This is a genomic window from Flavobacterium sp. (assembly GCF_041392085.1).
GTDB lineage: Bacteria > Bacteroidota > Bacteroidia > Flavobacteriales > Flavobacteriaceae > Flavobacterium.
Genome location: NZ_JAWKMW010000004.1, coordinates 458,806 through 473,860, shown reverse-complemented (window position 1 = coordinate 473,860; position 15,055 = coordinate 458,806). Strand labels below are relative to the sequence as shown.

At 32.3% G+C, this 15,055-nt stretch carries 16 protein-coding genes; 9 read left to right on the top strand and 7 right to left on the bottom strand.

The window, feature by feature from the left end; genetic code table 11:
- The first annotated feature begins 42 nt into the window (after positions 1-42).
- Positions 43-849, top strand: a complete 807-nt coding sequence (locus tag R2782_RS02225) for a T9SS type A sorting domain-containing protein (protein ID WP_371266430.1) — start codon at positions 43-45, stop codon at positions 847-849.
- A gap of 69 nt (positions 850-918) precedes the next feature.
- On the opposite strand, the gene R2782_RS02220 is transcribed toward R2782_RS02225, so the two are convergent.
- From R2782_RS02220 to R2782_RS02205, 4 genes are read right to left on the bottom strand one after another with little or no spacing between them, the layout of a single operon-like run.
- The gene (locus R2782_RS02220; protein WP_371266429.1) at positions 919-1,521 is read right to left on the bottom strand and encodes a hypothetical protein; all 603 of its coding nucleotides are present in this window, start codon (positions 1,519-1,521) and stop codon (positions 919-921) included.
- Complete coding sequence (gene rsmD / locus R2782_RS02215; RefSeq protein ID WP_371266428.1) at positions 1,511-2,089, bottom strand: 16S rRNA (guanine(966)-N(2))-methyltransferase RsmD; 579 nt, start codon at positions 2,087-2,089, stop codon at positions 1,511-1,513. Before rsmD ends, R2782_RS02220 begins: the two co-directional genes overlap by 11 nt.
- On the bottom strand, positions 2,086-2,907 hold the full coding sequence (locus R2782_RS02210) for a DUF3822 family protein (protein WP_371266427.1): 822 nt from the start codon (positions 2,905-2,907) through the stop codon (positions 2,086-2,088). The genes rsmD and R2782_RS02210 overlap by 4 nt, the downstream gene beginning before the upstream one ends.
- Positions 2,891-3,652, bottom strand: coding sequence for a hypothetical protein (locus R2782_RS02205; protein ID WP_371266426.1), 762 nt, complete (start codon positions 3,650-3,652; stop codon positions 2,891-2,893). The genes R2782_RS02210 and R2782_RS02205 overlap by 17 nt, the downstream gene beginning before the upstream one ends.
- 118 nt (positions 3,653-3,770) lie before the next feature.
- Here R2782_RS02205 and R2782_RS02200 point away from each other — a divergent pair, with 118 nt between their 5' ends.
- The 3 genes from R2782_RS02200 to kdsB are packed head-to-tail and all read left to right on the top strand — an operon-like array spanning position 3,771 to position 6,520.
- The gene (locus tag R2782_RS02200; protein WP_371266425.1) at positions 3,771-5,192 is read left to right on the top strand and encodes an ATP-dependent RecD-like DNA helicase; all 1,422 of its coding nucleotides are present in this window, start codon (positions 3,771-3,773) and stop codon (positions 5,190-5,192) included.
- Between the two features lie 12 nt (positions 5,193-5,204).
- The gene (locus R2782_RS02195; RefSeq protein ID WP_371266590.1) at positions 5,205-5,762 is read left to right on the top strand and encodes a DUF4126 domain-containing protein; all 558 of its coding nucleotides are present in this window, start codon (positions 5,205-5,207) and stop codon (positions 5,760-5,762) included.
- 32 nt (positions 5,763-5,794) lie between these two features.
- Positions 5,795-6,520 (top strand): 3-deoxy-manno-octulosonate cytidylyltransferase, encoded by a 726-nt coding sequence (kdsB, locus tag R2782_RS02190; protein ID WP_371266424.1) that lies wholly within the window; start codon positions 5,795-5,797, stop codon positions 6,518-6,520.
- Here kdsB and R2782_RS02185 read toward each other — a convergent pair.
- A complete protein-coding gene (locus R2782_RS02185; RefSeq protein WP_371266423.1) occupies positions 6,517-7,470 on the bottom strand; it encodes an endo alpha-1,4 polygalactosaminidase in 954 nt (317 codons plus the stop codon). The genes kdsB and R2782_RS02185 overlap by 4 nt on opposite strands.
- A gap of 75 nt (positions 7,471-7,545) precedes the next feature.
- A complete protein-coding gene (locus R2782_RS02180) occupies positions 7,546-8,211 on the bottom strand; it encodes a spermidine synthase (protein ID WP_371266422.1) in 666 nt (221 codons plus the stop codon).
- A 59-nt stretch (positions 8,212-8,270) separates the two neighbouring features.
- Here R2782_RS02180 and R2782_RS02175 point away from each other — a divergent pair, with 59 nt between their 5' ends.
- Positions 8,271-8,816 carry a 1-acyl-sn-glycerol-3-phosphate acyltransferase gene (locus R2782_RS02175; RefSeq protein WP_371266421.1) on the top strand — a complete coding sequence of 182 codons (546 nt, stop codon included), beginning with the start codon at positions 8,271-8,273 and terminating at the stop codon, positions 8,814-8,816.
- A gap of 78 nt (positions 8,817-8,894) precedes the next feature.
- The gene (locus R2782_RS02170; RefSeq protein ID WP_371266420.1) at positions 8,895-9,902 is read left to right on the top strand and encodes a hypothetical protein; all 1,008 of its coding nucleotides are present in this window, start codon (positions 8,895-8,897) and stop codon (positions 9,900-9,902) included.
- A gap of 64 nt (positions 9,903-9,966) precedes the next feature.
- Here the strand turns inward: R2782_RS02170 and R2782_RS02165 are convergent, their stop codons facing one another.
- Entirely contained in the window at positions 9,967-10,368 is a 402-nt protein-coding gene (locus tag R2782_RS02165) for a helix-turn-helix domain-containing protein (RefSeq protein ID WP_371266419.1), read from the bottom strand.
- 283 nt (positions 10,369-10,651) lie between these two features.
- Between R2782_RS02165 and R2782_RS02160 the strand changes: the two genes are divergently transcribed.
- From R2782_RS02160 to R2782_RS02150, 3 genes are all read left to right on the top strand, one after another.
- Positions 10,652-11,806: a M14 metallopeptidase family protein gene (locus R2782_RS02160; RefSeq protein WP_371266418.1), complete on the top strand. Its 1,155-nt coding sequence runs from the start codon at positions 10,652-10,654 to the stop codon at positions 11,804-11,806.
- Between the two features lie 76 nt (positions 11,807-11,882).
- Positions 11,883-12,362, top strand: a complete 480-nt coding sequence (locus R2782_RS02155) for an Lrp/AsnC family transcriptional regulator (RefSeq protein WP_091399129.1) — start codon at positions 11,883-11,885, stop codon at positions 12,360-12,362.
- 115 nt (positions 12,363-12,477) lie between these two features.
- Positions 12,478-15,051: a phosphoenolpyruvate carboxylase gene (locus R2782_RS02150; RefSeq protein ID WP_371266417.1), complete on the top strand. Its 2,574-nt coding sequence runs from the start codon at positions 12,478-12,480 to the stop codon at positions 15,049-15,051.
- Positions 15,052-15,055 lie beyond the last annotated feature (4 nt).

Sequence of the window (15,055 nt, the reverse complement as noted above, 5' to 3'; positions counted from 1 at the left end):
TATTAAATTTACGTAATCGATTACAATTTAAATATTTATAGTATGAATAAAAAAATGCTTTTTAGTTTATTGGTGCTTTTGTCTGTGATGACTTCGAATGCCCAATCAAAAGTCTGGAATTTCTTGACAAATATGACTATTTTACCGGATGATTTTCCCGGTGTACCGGGAGGAACGGAAGATATTGTTGATGATTTGGGTAGGTTTGCCCATATTACATCAGATAATTTTTCAAAGCAGTCTACCGGATCGTCTACTTTTCCTGATGGATTTCAATCTGGAAGAAGAGCCAATATGAATGGAGGTTCTGTTGCTGAAGGAGCATTACCGACAATGCGATTTTTCTTTTTTGATGTTTCAGATAATTGTAATATTAAAGTTTGGGCTAGAGAGCAAAATACATCCAGTCGTACATTGTTGATAAGTGACGGAGAAAACGTACTTGCAAGTGCTTCAAACGCAAGTAATCCTGGAGCATTTATCTTAGAAGCAAATAATACAAATGGGGCAAGAAGAATATTTATTTATACCGAAACAAATGGTTTTGGAATTTATAAAATTGAAGTTGATGGAGTAACAGTTAACACAACAATACCTATGTCTGAATGGTTGTTGAATGTACAAGATACAAAGTTGTCAAATATAAATTATTACGTTAAAGACAGTCGGGTTTACCTTAAAAATATTGATTCGCAAGTAGAAGTTTCCGTTTACACAATTACAGGTCAATTAGTAAAATCGTTAAAAACTACATCCTCAGATTTTTCATTTGATGTTGATCAAGGGTTTTATATTCTTAAATTGAATAGTAGTGAGAGACAAAAGACAATTAAATTAGTAGTGAATTAAAGATTTTCAATATAATTTAGGTTAGATAATTGGTTACAGTGGCGGTTAGAACAGACGATTTATGTTTTGCTATTTACAACCGCCATTTTTCTTTAATGCTTTCAATTCTTTTTGTAAACATTTTTTCAAAATGGTTTGAACCGATTTTCCAAAAACAACATCATGACTGTTGTTTTCTATTTCTATACTTCCTTTTGTTTTATGCGAATAAATTAGGCTTCCTTTATTAACATCAAAAACCTGAATAGCAATTGAGACAGAAGATTGTTCCTTATTATTCGTTGTTTTGATGTTAATTACGGAAATATCATCGGCAATAGCATTTCCAACAACTTGAATAACAAAATCTACACTGTTTGTCGCTTTTAAAATACTTAACTGTTCTTTGTGATTTTTTTCTGTTAGAATGGGAACAACGTAGGCAACTTTCCGTTTTCCATAACTAAGATAAAGCGAATCGTTTAAACAATTTGAAAGATTTTCTTCAGTAAGAGTAGAAAAGTCTTCCCACGCTTTTCCGTTTACGGTTACATGGTTTAAAAACCATTTTCCTTTTGAGAAATTAACATCATATATACTTGATTCTGCGATTGAATTATAATGCGGAAAATAGCAGGAGTTAAAAACAAAAAGCAAACAAAATAAACCAAAATAGGCCAATTTATTCTTCATAATCGTCATCTTCATCATTTTCAGATTCAATTTTCCATTCAAAAAATGAAAAAGTAGAGCCGCCATAATTTTTTTGAAACGAAAAATGAGCTAAATGTTCTAATTTAGTGTGTTTAGAATGCTCTACAATCATCATGCCTTCTTCATTCATTAACTCATTTTCAAAAACCAATTGAACAATTTTTTCAAAGTCTTTTTGTTCTATCCCGTAAGGTGGGTCGGCAAAAATAATATCAAAGTCGCCTTTAGTTTTTTCTAGAAATTTAAAAACATCACTTTTGATAGCATTGATATTAAATTCAAATTCATTAGCTGTTTTTTTGATGAAAGAAATACAGCCAAAATCAGCATCAACCGAAACAATGGGTTCACTACCTCTGGAAGCAAATTCAAAACTTATGTTTCCGGTGCCTGCAAATAAATCCAAAACAGAAAGTTCAACAAAGTTAAAATGATTATTCAAAATATTGAACAATGCCTCTTTACTCATATCGGTCGTTGGGCGAACAGGAAGATTTTTGGGAGGGTTTATTCTTCTTCCTTTGTATTTTCCGGATATAATTCTCAAGTGTTGAATAGTATAAAATGAGTTCTATTTTCTTGTGCAGAAAAAGAGTTTGATTTTTGCAAATCAGTTACATCCAATAAAGATGTATTTCTAACATATTGATAGGCCTTTTGATACAATGGATTTTGTTCAGAACAATCGCCTAAAATATATAGTTTGAAAGATTCCGGGTTTAAATGTAACTGTTCAGCCGTAAATAAGAGATAATAGAGAAAATCTTCGGGCGTTTGATAATCAAACGAATTAAAGAGCATAAGTTTCTGGTTTTGTATGATTACGATTTCAAAATGTGATTGGCAAATATGCACGTACATATTTTGCGAAACATCATTTTTAGACAAATCCAATAGTTTAGAAACTAAAACACCAGTATAATGTTGGTAGTCAAAAGTACCAAATTGATCAATTAAATAATTGTTTATGTTTACATAAGGTACATACACGTTCATCATTTCATACTTTTCTATTTCATCTACAGCAAAGTAATCTGTATCAAACACTTTGGTGTTGTATTGTAAATAACTTCCTTTATAATCTTCGTCATACAAGGGTTTTGGTACAAAAGTACTTAAGTTATTTTCATGTAAAACCGTAATTTGATCATATAATTTTGTTAAATCAGAATTATCCAAAATAGTTTTCCATAGACAATTTTCTACAGTAAAATTTTTAGGAAATTTTTTAAAATCAACTGATTCAAAAGAGGTGATTTGGCCAGTGATAGTATCTTTGCAACAAAAAGAAAGCCCATCCAGAGATACCTGAATGGACAACTTTTTATAATTTTTTTGTATGACTGAATTATTCGTTATTTCCATATTTTTTTGGCCAGTTTCCTGACAAACTAACTTCTTCCATGGAACCTAATAAAATGTATTCACCATTAATTCCATCAACAGAAACAACTTTCTTTTCTTTCTCCACTAAAGAAGGGTCTTGGTCAGTTAGTAATTTCGCTTTTTCCAGTTTAGCTTCAAAAACAGGTACTTTTAAATCATTTTTAGATATATATCCTGATTTTAGTTCAATTTCAGCTTCAATATCACCTATTTTTACAACATTCAATCTTTTGTAGCGATCAGAATCTTTGAATAATGAATCTTTGATACTTACTTTACCTAATTCTTTGGTCACAACTATATCTTTAAAATATCCACCGGTTCCATCCGGTCCAACCGTTAATCGATAAGCTGCATTTTTTTCAACATCAATAATGGAAGTATCTCTTCTTTCTATAATGGTAAATTTTTCATTTTCAATAAAAGAGATTAATGTATCTAAGTTATCAGTGTATTTTCCGTTAATAGACTTGTAGGCTTGTTGTACAGCTTTAATATCCAGCATTTTATTCACCGCAACTTGAAAACGCTTTTCTTTTAATTTATCAAAACGAATCGGATCTTGAATTGATTCGTAAATTAAATAACCAAATACGAAAGTAATCAACCATAAAACGATAGATATAATCGACTTTAGCTTAGAATTGGTGTTTTTATCAAGTAATTTTACAATTCCAAAAATGGCGAATGCAAGTACAATAACAATTATAACTAATTTAATCATCTTGATTTTTTTTAATTTCTGTTTAAGGCAAATCTACAATTTTTTTTTTTTCTCAAAAGCATTTCTCACAAAATTCATCAGTATATTTGAATTTTAATATTTTCCTAACTTTTCATAAATGAATTCGTCTCTGTTTTACAGTATTTTACAAAAATCATTCCCTTACAACCCTACATTAAAACAAACAATTTTTTTTGAAAAGGTAGCTCATTTTGTAACCAATTCAGATTCAAATGAACTCTTTGTTTTAAAAGGGTATGCCGGAACAGGTAAAACGACACTGATTTCTACTTTGGTAGAAAATTTAATCTCTGTAAATAAAAAGTATGTATTATTAGCTCCCACCGGACGAGCAGCCAAAGTAATAGCTAATTATTCGGGAAAACCGGCTTATACTATTCATAAAAAAATATATTATTCAAAAAAAAATGCTTCGGGTGGTATTTCATTTACCAGACAAAATAATAAACACAAAAACACCATTTTTATTGTAGATGAAAGTTCTATGATTTCCGATGTAAATACGGATTCAAAATCAATGGATACCAATTCACTTTTAGATGATTTAATACACTATGTGTATTCGGGTGAAAATTGTAAAATGCTGTTGTTGGGAGATACAGCTCAGTTACCACCGGTGCACTTAGAAGTGAGTCCGGCTTTGGATATTGAAACTTTACAACGAAGTTATCATAAAGAACTATTTCAAATTGAATTGGACGAAGTTATGCGTCAGGAAGAAAACTCAGGAATTTTATATAATGCTACGCTACTCAGAGAAATTTTAAAGGAACACTTTATCGATTCGTTTCAGTTTACTTTGAACGGATTCAAAGATATAGTGCGTTTAACCGATGGATATGATATTCAGGATGCCATTAATACTGCTTATAGTAAGGATGGTATGGAGGAAACAGCATTTATAGTTCGAACCAATAAAAGAGCTAATCAATACAATCAACAAATTAGAAAGGCGATTCTTTTCCGCGAAAGCGATTTATCAGTGGGCGATTTTATGATGGTGGTTAAAAACAATTACTTCTGGTTAAAAGATACAGACGAAGCTGGGTTTATTGCTAACGGTGATGTAATTGAAATTCTTGAAATACATAAAATCCTAGACCTTTATGGATTCAAATTTGCCAAAGTGAAGATTAGAATGGTGGACTACCCAAACCAAAGGTCTTTTGAAACTATTTTGTTGCTAGATACGGTGACGAGCGTATCACCCTCTTTAACCTATGAAGAATCTAACCGCTTATATCATGAAGTTTTAAAAGATTATGAGAATGAACGGTCCAAGTACAAACAAATACAAAAGGTAAAAGAAAATGAATACTTCAATGCTTTACAGGTTAAGTTTTCGTATGCCATTACTTGTCATAAATCACAAGGCGGTCAGTGGAATACGGTTTTTGTTGAACAACCATTTTTACCCGACGGTATAGACAGAGATTATATTCGATGGTTGTATACAGCCGTTACACGAGCTAAAGAAAAATTGTATTTGATTGGCTATAAAGACGAAAATTTTAAATAAATTTGAAAGATGATATCCATTGAAACTATTATCAGCATCTGTCTCGGTATAGGGCTTGCCGCATCTGCCGGATTTAGAGTTTTTGTGCCACTTTTTATATTGAGTCTGGCCTCTTATTTCAATTGGATACCCGTGAACGAATCTTGGAGTTGGTTGAGTGAAACCCCGGCTATAATTGCACTGGGAATGGCTATGGTTTTTGAAGTTTTAGCCTATTACATTCCATTTGTGGATTCCATTTTAGATTCAATCGCAATTCCGTTAGCAACCATTGCCGGTACGGCTGTGATGGCTTCCACTTTGATAGATTTAAGTCCGCTTTTCACATGGGGACTGGCTATTATTGCTGGCGGTGGAACGGCTGCGGCAATTAATTCAGCTACCGCAGCTACACGTTTAACTTCAACAGCCACAACAGGTGGATTAGGAAACCCTATTGTTTCTACTGTAGAAACCGGAACTGCCACAGTCATGTCGTTTGCCTCTATTTTTATTCCGGTAATCGCTTTTGTTCTGGTACTTTTTATTTTCTTTGTGGGAATTAAATTATTTAGAAAAATTATAAAATAACTTAGAAACTCAGCTTCTCAGCCACTTTAACTATGAAAATCATCGCCGTTATACCAGCTCGTTATGCTTCTACACGATTTCCAGCCAAATTAATGCAGGATTTAGGTGGGAAAAAAGTTATTACCCGAACGTATCAAGCCGCAGTGAATACTCAGTTATTTGATGATGTTTTTGTAGTGACAGACTCAGATTTAATTTTCAACGAAATTATTTCACAAGGAGGAAAAGCCATTATGAGTATAAAAGAACATGAAAGTGGAAGTGACCGAATAGCAGAGGCGGTAGAAAATTTAGATGTAGATGTGGTGGTTAATGTACAGGGAGACGAACCTTTTATCAATAAAGAACCACTTGAAAAGGTAATTGAAGTCTTTAAACAGGATAAAGATCAAAAAATTGATTTAGCCTCGCTAATGAGAGAAATTACTGATTGGGAGGCAATTGAAAACCCTAACAATGTTAAAGTAATTGTTGATCAAAGCGGAATGGCGTTATATTTCTCTCGTTCGGTAATACCGTATCCTAGAGAGCAGAATGTAGGTGTTCGTTATTTTCAACACATCGGGATTTATGCTTTTCGTAAACAAGCGTTGTTAGATTTTTATCATTTACCAATGAAATCGTTAGAAGCTTCTGAAAAGTTGGAGCAACTCCGCTATTTAGAATACGGCAAAAAAATCAAAATGGTAGAAACCAATCATGTTGGTATAGGAATTGATACACCCGAAGATTTAGAAAAAGCTAAACTTCTGCTTTAGTTGTACAAAGCATAATAGGCTTCAACATTATCTAAAAACACTCCGTCAAATCCGGCATCTATTATTTTTTTTGTATAGGAATTGTCATTGCCAAATATTATTTTTTGCCAAGTAGGTTCCCAGAACTCTACGTATATCTCATTGTCGTAACCTTTGTAATTCTTTTTGAGCCATTTAGGATTGCCTTTTTTCCAATCAGGTTGCCAATAGCTTCGCCAGTTTTCGGCCGCACCAATGTTAAGGTAACAAATCACCAATCGTTTTCCTCCGTTTTTCTTAACTTTTAGTTTTTCTAAATCAGTTTTGGTGTAGGGAAAACTTAAGTAGTATAAATCAATTAAAATAAGGTCAAAATTTGTCTCCGCAACTCTATCAATCAAATCTTTTTTCGTATCAAAATCATCGGCATTGATGAGGTATAAAAAATTTTGAACGTCTGGTAGTTTGGTTATATTATTCGAATTTTCATTCAAAATTTTTTCGGGAATAATGTGATAATGATAATTGTCTGCGGTTCTGATAAAAGGAACAAATGTAGCTTCTCGATTCAGTTTAACAATTCTATCTTCGTCATTTTTCTCTTTTACAAATTCAGAAACAATTACTTTTTTGTCTTTTGGTATTTTTTTTAAGTTATTAATGCGATAATCGTCAGCTTTCCCGTTTTCGTCATAAAACAATTCTTCAATGGCTATACCGTCGATGGCATTGATGTAGTCATTACACAGAGGCTTTTCAGGGTTAACATTTTGAAAAGCCAATTCAGACCCGTTTTGAGGAATGATAATAAAATCAGGATTAAATTTCCGTGCATATTTTGAAATGTCAACCACCATTTCCTGCATTTTTTTACCTGCTTTAAGGGTGTTTTTGTCTTTGTTATCCATCTCAAAACCCAACAGAAGAAGTAGAGGTAAAGCGATGCATAGAAAAAAAAATAATTTCTTCATGGTACTGTTTTCTAGAGTCAAAAATACTAATTTATTTAGCAAACACTTTATTATGGTACAATTAACATACCAAGATTATTTTTTTCTGTTTATTAATATTAATTCGTTGTGCTCTTCAACTCTGGGAAGTGTCCATACATTATATTTTTCAGGTTTAAAAAAGGAGATGTATGCTTTGTTTCGAGCATTATCATGATCATTCAAAATCATTGTGTTAAAAAGAATGTAGCCATTTGCGGTTACTATTTCAGTCAACCGATGCTGAAAAAAATTTTCGAATAAAAAACCGGGCATAGCGGTATCTTGAAAAATATCGACAATGATTAAATCATATTTTAATTTTGTTTTTAAAACAAATTCAAAGGCTTCGTGATGAATGATGTTCAGGTTTTTAATTTTATTGAGTTGAAAATGCTTATTGGCTAAATCGATCACTTTTTCATCTAATTCAATTCCGGTTATTTTACCGGTGTATCCAATTTCATCGACTAGTGTTTTGATAACACTGCCTCCTGCAACACCTAAAACCAAAATATGTTGTAGCGACTTAATGTTTTCAAAACCAATGCTCTGGAGTCCTTTGCGGAGAATTCGTTGTAAACTCCCATAAGAGTAATTGGTATTTAAACTATCCAACACTATTTGTCCGTTTACCAAAGTAATTTCCAGTGTTTTGCTTATTTCTGAAGTTGTCTTGTATAACTGAATTGGATAAAAGTAACTGATTATCTTTTTGAACATCGCCCTATTTTTTCCAAAAATAAGTTATATATCGTATTTTTACTAAAATATTTTGGATTATGAAGCAGTGGTTTTATAAATTGATTTTTTTCAAATTGATGGGATGGGAAATTTCAGGAACTATTGAAGCTAATGTAAGAAAATGTGTGATGATTGTTGTGCCTCACACCAGTTGGCATGATTTCTATATCGGACTTTTCACGAGAGGAATTATGGGATTGGAAATGAATTTTGTAGGTAAAAAAGAGTTATTTCGATTTCCCTTTGGCTATTATTTCAAATGGATGGGAGGAGAGCCATTAGACAGATCCGGAGGTTTAAACAAAGTAGAAGCCATTGCAGAAGTTTTTAAAAAAAGAGAAATTTTCAGATTAGCCATCGCACCCGAAGGAACCCGAAAGAAAGTAACCGAATGGAGAACAGGGTTTTATTATATTTCTCTCCAAGCCAATGTGCCCATAATACCCGTTGCTTTTGATTATTCTAAAAAACAAGTTAAACTCGGCAAACCTTTTTATCCAACCGGAAAAATAGAAGAAGATTTATTGTTATTACAAAAATTTTATGTTGGCGTAATCGGTAAAATACCTGAAAATAGTTTTTAAAGAAAAAAATTAATTATTTAAAAACCAATTGTAATTTGTTTTCGTATATGCCTGTATAAACACTTAAAATTACACAGCATGAAAAACAAAAATTTATTTACAGCGGTTATCTTGAGTTCAATCTTATTTATGTCATGTAGTGATGACGATGGTAACCAGCAAACAGTTAGTGAGGTAAAGCTATTTACATCTAGTAATACTTCAGGTATGGTTTCTATAACAGATTTAGTTCCTGCTACGCCAATTACTCAAAGTTATTCGGTAAATTCTACTGATGCAGACGGCATTCATTATTATCCGTCTAGCGATGAAATTATTTTAGCTTCACGATCTAATAATCGGTTAGAAGCTTATGGAAATGTTAAACAAGCAATGATGGATAACAGTTCTAATTTATCTTTATCTTACAGTAGTACTTCAGATTTTAATAATGCCAGAGAAATTGCAGTATCAGGAAATACAGTAATTGTTACGCAAGATCAAGCAACATCTAACGGAAATCAAAACAAACTATTTGTCTATGAGAAGTCAGCGTCCGGCTTTACATTACAACGCACGTTTGATGTAGATATTAAGTTGTGGGGAATTCATTTTGATGGTAATACTTTGTATGCAATTGCTGATCTTACAAGTGATTTAGTAGCGTATAATAACTTTTTAAGTAATTCTTCCGGACCACTTTCGCCTAGTAAACGAGTAACAATTGAAGGTTTAGTAAGAACACACGGAATTACGTATTCAAGTATTGAAAACACTATGGTTTTAACCGATGTCGCAGCAGCTACTTCAGATGCTGATGGAGGTGTTATTGTGATAAAAAATTTCTCTTCTGTTTTCTCTTCTACGGCAAACAACGGTACAATAGGATTAGCAAATCAAATTAGGATATATGGGCCCAATTCATTGTTAGGAAATCCGGTAGATGTAGCCTATGATAATGTAAACAAAATGATATATGTAGCTGAAAGAGCAAATGGAGGAGGAAGAGTGCTTGCTTTTTCAGTACCTATGGCAAGCGGAGATTATGCTCCGGTGATGAATAGATTAGAACCGGGCTGTGCAGCTGTATTCCTACTTAGAAGATAGTTAGTTTTTGTGTTTGTTTTATTGGTTTTGGTTAGCCTTGACTCTATTTGAGTTGAGGCTTCCTTTATTTCGGTAAATACGTTTTAAAAGTTCCGTTTTTATAGAAAACAACTATTTTTTCAACATCTTCAGAGTTTTGAAGTCCTATTTTATCTATTCTATTAGTTTCAGCTTTTCTACTTTCCTCGGTTTTTTTTATTGAATCATCCGCTTTTTTTTGGGTAGTATCCGTAGTATTTGATTTCGGAAAAGTTCCCTTGTTAAATAAGAACCAATATAAATCTACCTCAGGAAAAGATTCTGAGATTTTAATAACAAATTCTAAACTCGGTTTATTTCTTCCCGAGAGTAGGTGAGATAGGCTTGATCGCTGCACGCCAATTTTATCAGCAAAAGCTGACGCACTCAGTTGATAATAAGAAAGGATTTTTTCTAACTTTTGAACAAAATCGGTTGTACTATGCATAATGATAAATGTAAATAAAAACAATGTTACAAATGTAAATAATTGTAAATAATAAATATGATTTACAAATGTAATTTAACTTTTACAAGCAGTATTTGTGTAATTTTTTAGTTTATATAATTGTTTTTAAATAATTGGTAAATAGTTGTTTATGTTATAAATTTAAATTTGTTAATTTTATCAGTAAACAAATGTTTACATTATTAAATTTTTATTCATTTTTTTGTAGTTTACAAATGTTATTGTAAAGATGTTTACCTTTGTTTAGCTAAATTTCATTCCTATGAACTACCTCGAAGTTTTTAATAGAAATAAAGAAACTCAATTGTTTGGGCGTTACATTACACTCAAAAATATTGAGTCGATTTTAGGGAAGCACTTTGCTAAAAATGAAATTAAAGTAATCGGTAAATCGGTGTTGGGAAAATCAATTTATAGTTATCAAACCGGATTTGGAGATTTTAAAATTTTGCTTTGGTCTCAAATGCATGGAAATGAAAGCACAACCACAAAAGCACTTTTTGACCTTTTTAATTTTTTAGATTCCGATGCTGAGGAAGTCATAAAATGGAAAAGTAAATTTACATTACACTTTATTCCGATGCTCAATCCGGATGGAGCGGAATTTTACACAAGAGAAAACGCGAATCAAATTGATTTGAATCGTGATTTTATAGCACTATCTCAACCCGAGAGTCAATTGTTGATGCGTGTTTTTAATGAAATTCAACCTGATTTTTGTTTTAACTTACACGATCAACGGACTATTTTTGGAGCAGGTCAGACAAAAAACCCGGCAACTGTATCCTTTTTGGCACCTTCTTATAATGATAAAAAGGAAATTAACGAAGTGCGTTTGAAGGCAATCAACTTAATTGCTTCTCTAAATGAAAAGTTAAGCGAGTTTATCCCTAATCAAATAGGGAGATTTGATGATGGATTTAATCGGAATTGTGTCGGCGATACTTTTCAGCAATTGGGAGTGCCAACTATTTTAATTGAAGCAGGTCATTTTCAGAATGATTATGCAAGAGAAGAGACCAGAAAATTTATTTTTATTAGTTTGTTGCACGGTATGCAAACACTTTACGAAAACGATATAGTTGATAACAAAATCGATGATTATTTGAAAATTCCTCAAAATAATGTTTGTTTTTTCGATATTGTTTATAGAAATATCAAAATTAATTATGATAATTCAAATTTAATAACGAATTTTGCTGCACAATTTAAGGAGGAAATTGTCCAAAATCAGCTAACGTTTAAAGCTTATATTTCAAGTATAGGCGATTTAGAAGGTTTTCACGGCCATATTGAATACGATGCTCAGGAAGCTTTGTTTAAAGATGACGAAGGTCATTTTCCGAAAATTAATAAAAAAGCAGATTTTATATTAGAAAATGGTAAGGTATTTGTTAATGGTTTATTAAAAAAATAACAAAATCATTTTTTTATTGAATTAATTGTATTTCTTTTGCAGAAAAATAAATCAACCCTAAAATTAGAAAAAAAACATGAGTAAATTTCGTTTAGATGAAGTAGATCACCAAATTCTTGATATGTTAATCGATAACACAAGAGTTCCTTTTACGGATATCGCAAAAAAACTATTAATATCTGCCGGTACCGTTCACGTAAGAGTAAAAAAGATGGAAGATGCCGGAATTATCATGGGTTCATCATTGACATTGGATTATGAAAAGTTAGGCTATTCATTTATAGCTTATGTAGGTGTTTTTTTGAATAATACTTCGCAAACTAAATTTGTTTTAGAGCGAATTAATGAAATTCCTTTTGTAACGGTTGCTCATGTAACAACCGGAAAATTCAATATTTTCTGTAAAATAAGAGCTAAAGATACAAAGCATGCCAAAGACGTTATTTTTATGATTGATGATATTGATGGGGTATACCGTACTGAAACAATGATTTCGTTAGAGGAAAGTATCAATGATAAAAAACGCTTGATGCACACAATTTTTAAGAATATGTAAGGTTTACTTATAGTAATACAAACCCTCTCAAGTTCTATTGTGAGGGTTTTTTTTATGATCGTAAAACATTAATTTTTAAAATAAGTAGTAAATTAGTAAGCAAAATAGTTAGACCATGTATACGCTTCCGAAAATTGAACGATTTCATCAAAATGTACTCTCTAAATACCAAATTTACAATAGTGTTTTTATCACGCTTCCTTTTGATGCAATTGATAACACCGGCGTACTTTTGCCACTTTTTACAGAAATTTGTGAAAATGGTTTTAAAAACAAACAAAACCCGGAAGAAATTGTTAATTCCTTTGCTTCCAAATATTTAGAGAATCCAACCGAGGAGCAAAAAATTGATTTGATGTTTCGTTTTATTCAATATGTGGAACGTCAAATTGTACTGTTTGATGCTATCGAAGATGCTGCTTTTCCGGTGGTAAACAATATGGAAGGTCGTGGTTCACTCAGGGGAATGAAAGAAAAAGCAGATCAGCGTTCTAAACGAAAAGAATTAAAATATTTTCTTGAAAACTTTCAAGTTCGAACCGTTTTAACAGCTCATCCAACGCAATTTTATCCCGGTGCTGTATTGGGTATTATTACCGATTTAACAGAAGCTGTGCGAGTGAATAATTTGGTACAGATAAAAGAATTATTGGCTCAATTAGGAAAAACACCTTTTATAAAAAAAGAAAAACCAACTCCCTTTGATGAAGCAGTGAGTTTGATTTGGTATCTGGAAAATGTTTTTTATCAAACGGTAGGAGAAATGATTCAATACCTTCAAAAGAATATTTTTGATGGTGAAGAAATTCAAAACTCTATTTTTAATTTGGGATTTTGGCCAGGTGGTGATAGAGATGGAAATCCGTTTGTAACTACCGAAATTACGTTGAAAGTAGCCGAAAGACTCAGAACATCAATCTTAAAATCATACTACACTGACATTCGTAAACTTAAGCGAAAGCTTACATTTAAAGGAGTAGATACATTAATTGCTGATGTTGAGAGCAAATTATATCGTTCTGTTTTTTACTCAAGAGGCGAAATTTATATCACTCTTAACGAATTTAAAGCGGTGTTGGAAGATATTAAAGGTATTATTAAAAAGGAGCATCAATCACTTTATTTAGATGAAATTGATTTATTGTTGAACAAAGTCAATTTATTTGGTTTCCATTTTGCGACATTAGATATTCGTCAAAATAGCCGTATTCATAAAGCAGTTTTTCAAGAAATTGTTGATAAATTAAGTGACTTATTTCCGCCAAATTATTCCAATTTAAGCGAAAAAGAAAAAATTGATTTACTATCTAAGGTTAATAGCACATTAACGGAAGATGATTTTGAAAGCGAAATCACCAAATCAACCGTAAGCTCCATTCATGCCATGAAAACCATTCAGGAAAAAAATGGTGAATTGGGCTGTAATCGTTACATTATCAGTAATAATGAAAGTGCACTGAATGTGATGGAAACCTTTGCCATGTTTAGCCTTTGCGGTTGGAAAAATCCTTCTGTAGATATTATTCCGCTTTTTGAATCGGTGGATGATTTACAAGCAGCTGATAAAATAATGGAGCAGTTGTATACCAATCCGGCTTACAAAGAGCATCTTGAAAACAGAAACAATGTTCAAACAGTGATGCTTGGGTTTTCTGACGGTACAAAAGACGGCGGTTATTTAATGGCGAATTGGAGCATTTATAGAGCAAAGCAAACATTAACATCGATTTCACGAAAATATGGCGTGAAAGTACTCTTTTTTGATGGTAGAGGAGGTCCGCCGGCACGAGGAGGTGGTAAAACGCATCAATTTTACGCTTCGATGGGACCCACAATTGAAAATCAGCAGATTCAAGTGACGGTGCAAGGGCAAACAATCAGTTCAAATTTTGGAACCTTAGATTCTTGTCGTTATAATTTAGAGAATTTGTTGAGTGCAGGAGCAACTAATCAGCTTTTTAATAAAGATGAAAATGTGCTTTCCGAAGAAGATAATCAAATTTTTGATGAACTGTCGAAATTGAGCTATGAAGAATACCTTAAGTTCAAACAGCATCCTAAGTTTATTCCTTATTTGGAGAAAATGAGTACCTTAAAATATTACGCCAAAACGAATATTGGCAGTCGTCCGTCCAAAAGAAATAAAAGTGATCAATTGGATTTTAATGATTTGCGAGCCATTCCGTTTGTGGGGTCTTGGAGTCAATTAAAGCAAAATGTACCCGGTTTTTTCGGTGTGGGAACCGCTTTGAAACAATTTGAAGAATCTAACCAATGGGAAAAAGTGACGCAGTTGTATCAAAATTCGTTGTTCTTTAAAACGTTGATAGAAAACAGCATGATGTCGTTATCCAAATCATTTTTTCCGCTTACGGCTTACATGCAAAAGGATGAAGAGTTTGGTGAGTTTTGGCAGATTATTTATGATGAATATTTGGAAACCAAACGATTATTGCTCAAATTATCCGGTTTTACAGAATTGATGGAAAATTATCCTGACGGAAAAGCCTCCATTGAAATTCGTGAACAAATTGTATTGCCCTTGTTGACGATTCAGCAATATGCTTTGTTGAAAATAAGTGAATTAAAGAAACAGAAAAATCCGGACGAAAAGCAAATTGCGGTGTATGAAAAAATTGTAACCCGTTCGTTGTTTGGAAATATTAATGCAAGTAGAAATTCGGCTTAAAAAG

Coding starts and splice junctions, on each gene's coding strand:
- R2782_RS02155 (WP_091399129.1), top strand. CDS start 11,883: ATGAGTAAATTTCGTTTAGATGAAGTAGATCACCAAATTCTTGATATG.
- R2782_RS02185 (WP_371266423.1), bottom strand. CDS start 7,470: ATGAAGAAATTATTTTTTTTTCTATGCATCGCTTTACCTCTACTTCTT.
- R2782_RS02180 (WP_371266422.1), bottom strand. CDS start 8,211: ATGTTCAAAAAGATAATCAGTTACTTTTATCCAATTCAGTTATACAAG.
- R2782_RS02210 (WP_371266427.1), bottom strand. CDS start 2,907: ATGGAAATAACGAATAATTCAGTCATACAAAAAAATTATAAAAAGTTG.
- R2782_RS02160 (WP_371266418.1), top strand. CDS start 10,652: ATGAACTACCTCGAAGTTTTTAATAGAAATAAAGAAACTCAATTGTTT.
- R2782_RS02150 (WP_371266417.1), top strand. CDS start 12,478: ATGTATACGCTTCCGAAAATTGAACGATTTCATCAAAATGTACTCTCT.
- R2782_RS02165 (WP_371266419.1), bottom strand. CDS start 10,368: ATGCATAGTACAACCGATTTTGTTCAAAAGTTAGAAAAAATCCTTTCT.
- R2782_RS02225 (WP_371266430.1), top strand. CDS start 43: ATGAATAAAAAAATGCTTTTTAGTTTATTGGTGCTTTTGTCTGTGATG.
- R2782_RS02220 (WP_371266429.1), bottom strand. CDS start 1,521: ATGAAGAATAAATTGGCCTATTTTGGTTTATTTTGTTTGCTTTTTGTT.
- R2782_RS02205 (WP_371266426.1), bottom strand. CDS start 3,652: ATGATTAAATTAGTTATAATTGTTATTGTACTTGCATTCGCCATTTTT.
- R2782_RS02170 (WP_371266420.1), top strand. CDS start 8,895: ATGAAAAACAAAAATTTATTTACAGCGGTTATCTTGAGTTCAATCTTA.
- R2782_RS02200 (WP_371266425.1), top strand. CDS start 3,771: ATGAATTCGTCTCTGTTTTACAGTATTTTACAAAAATCATTCCCTTAC.
- R2782_RS02175 (WP_371266421.1), top strand. CDS start 8,271: ATGAAGCAGTGGTTTTATAAATTGATTTTTTTCAAATTGATGGGATGG.
- kdsB (WP_371266424.1), top strand. CDS start 5,795: ATGAAAATCATCGCCGTTATACCAGCTCGTTATGCTTCTACACGATTT.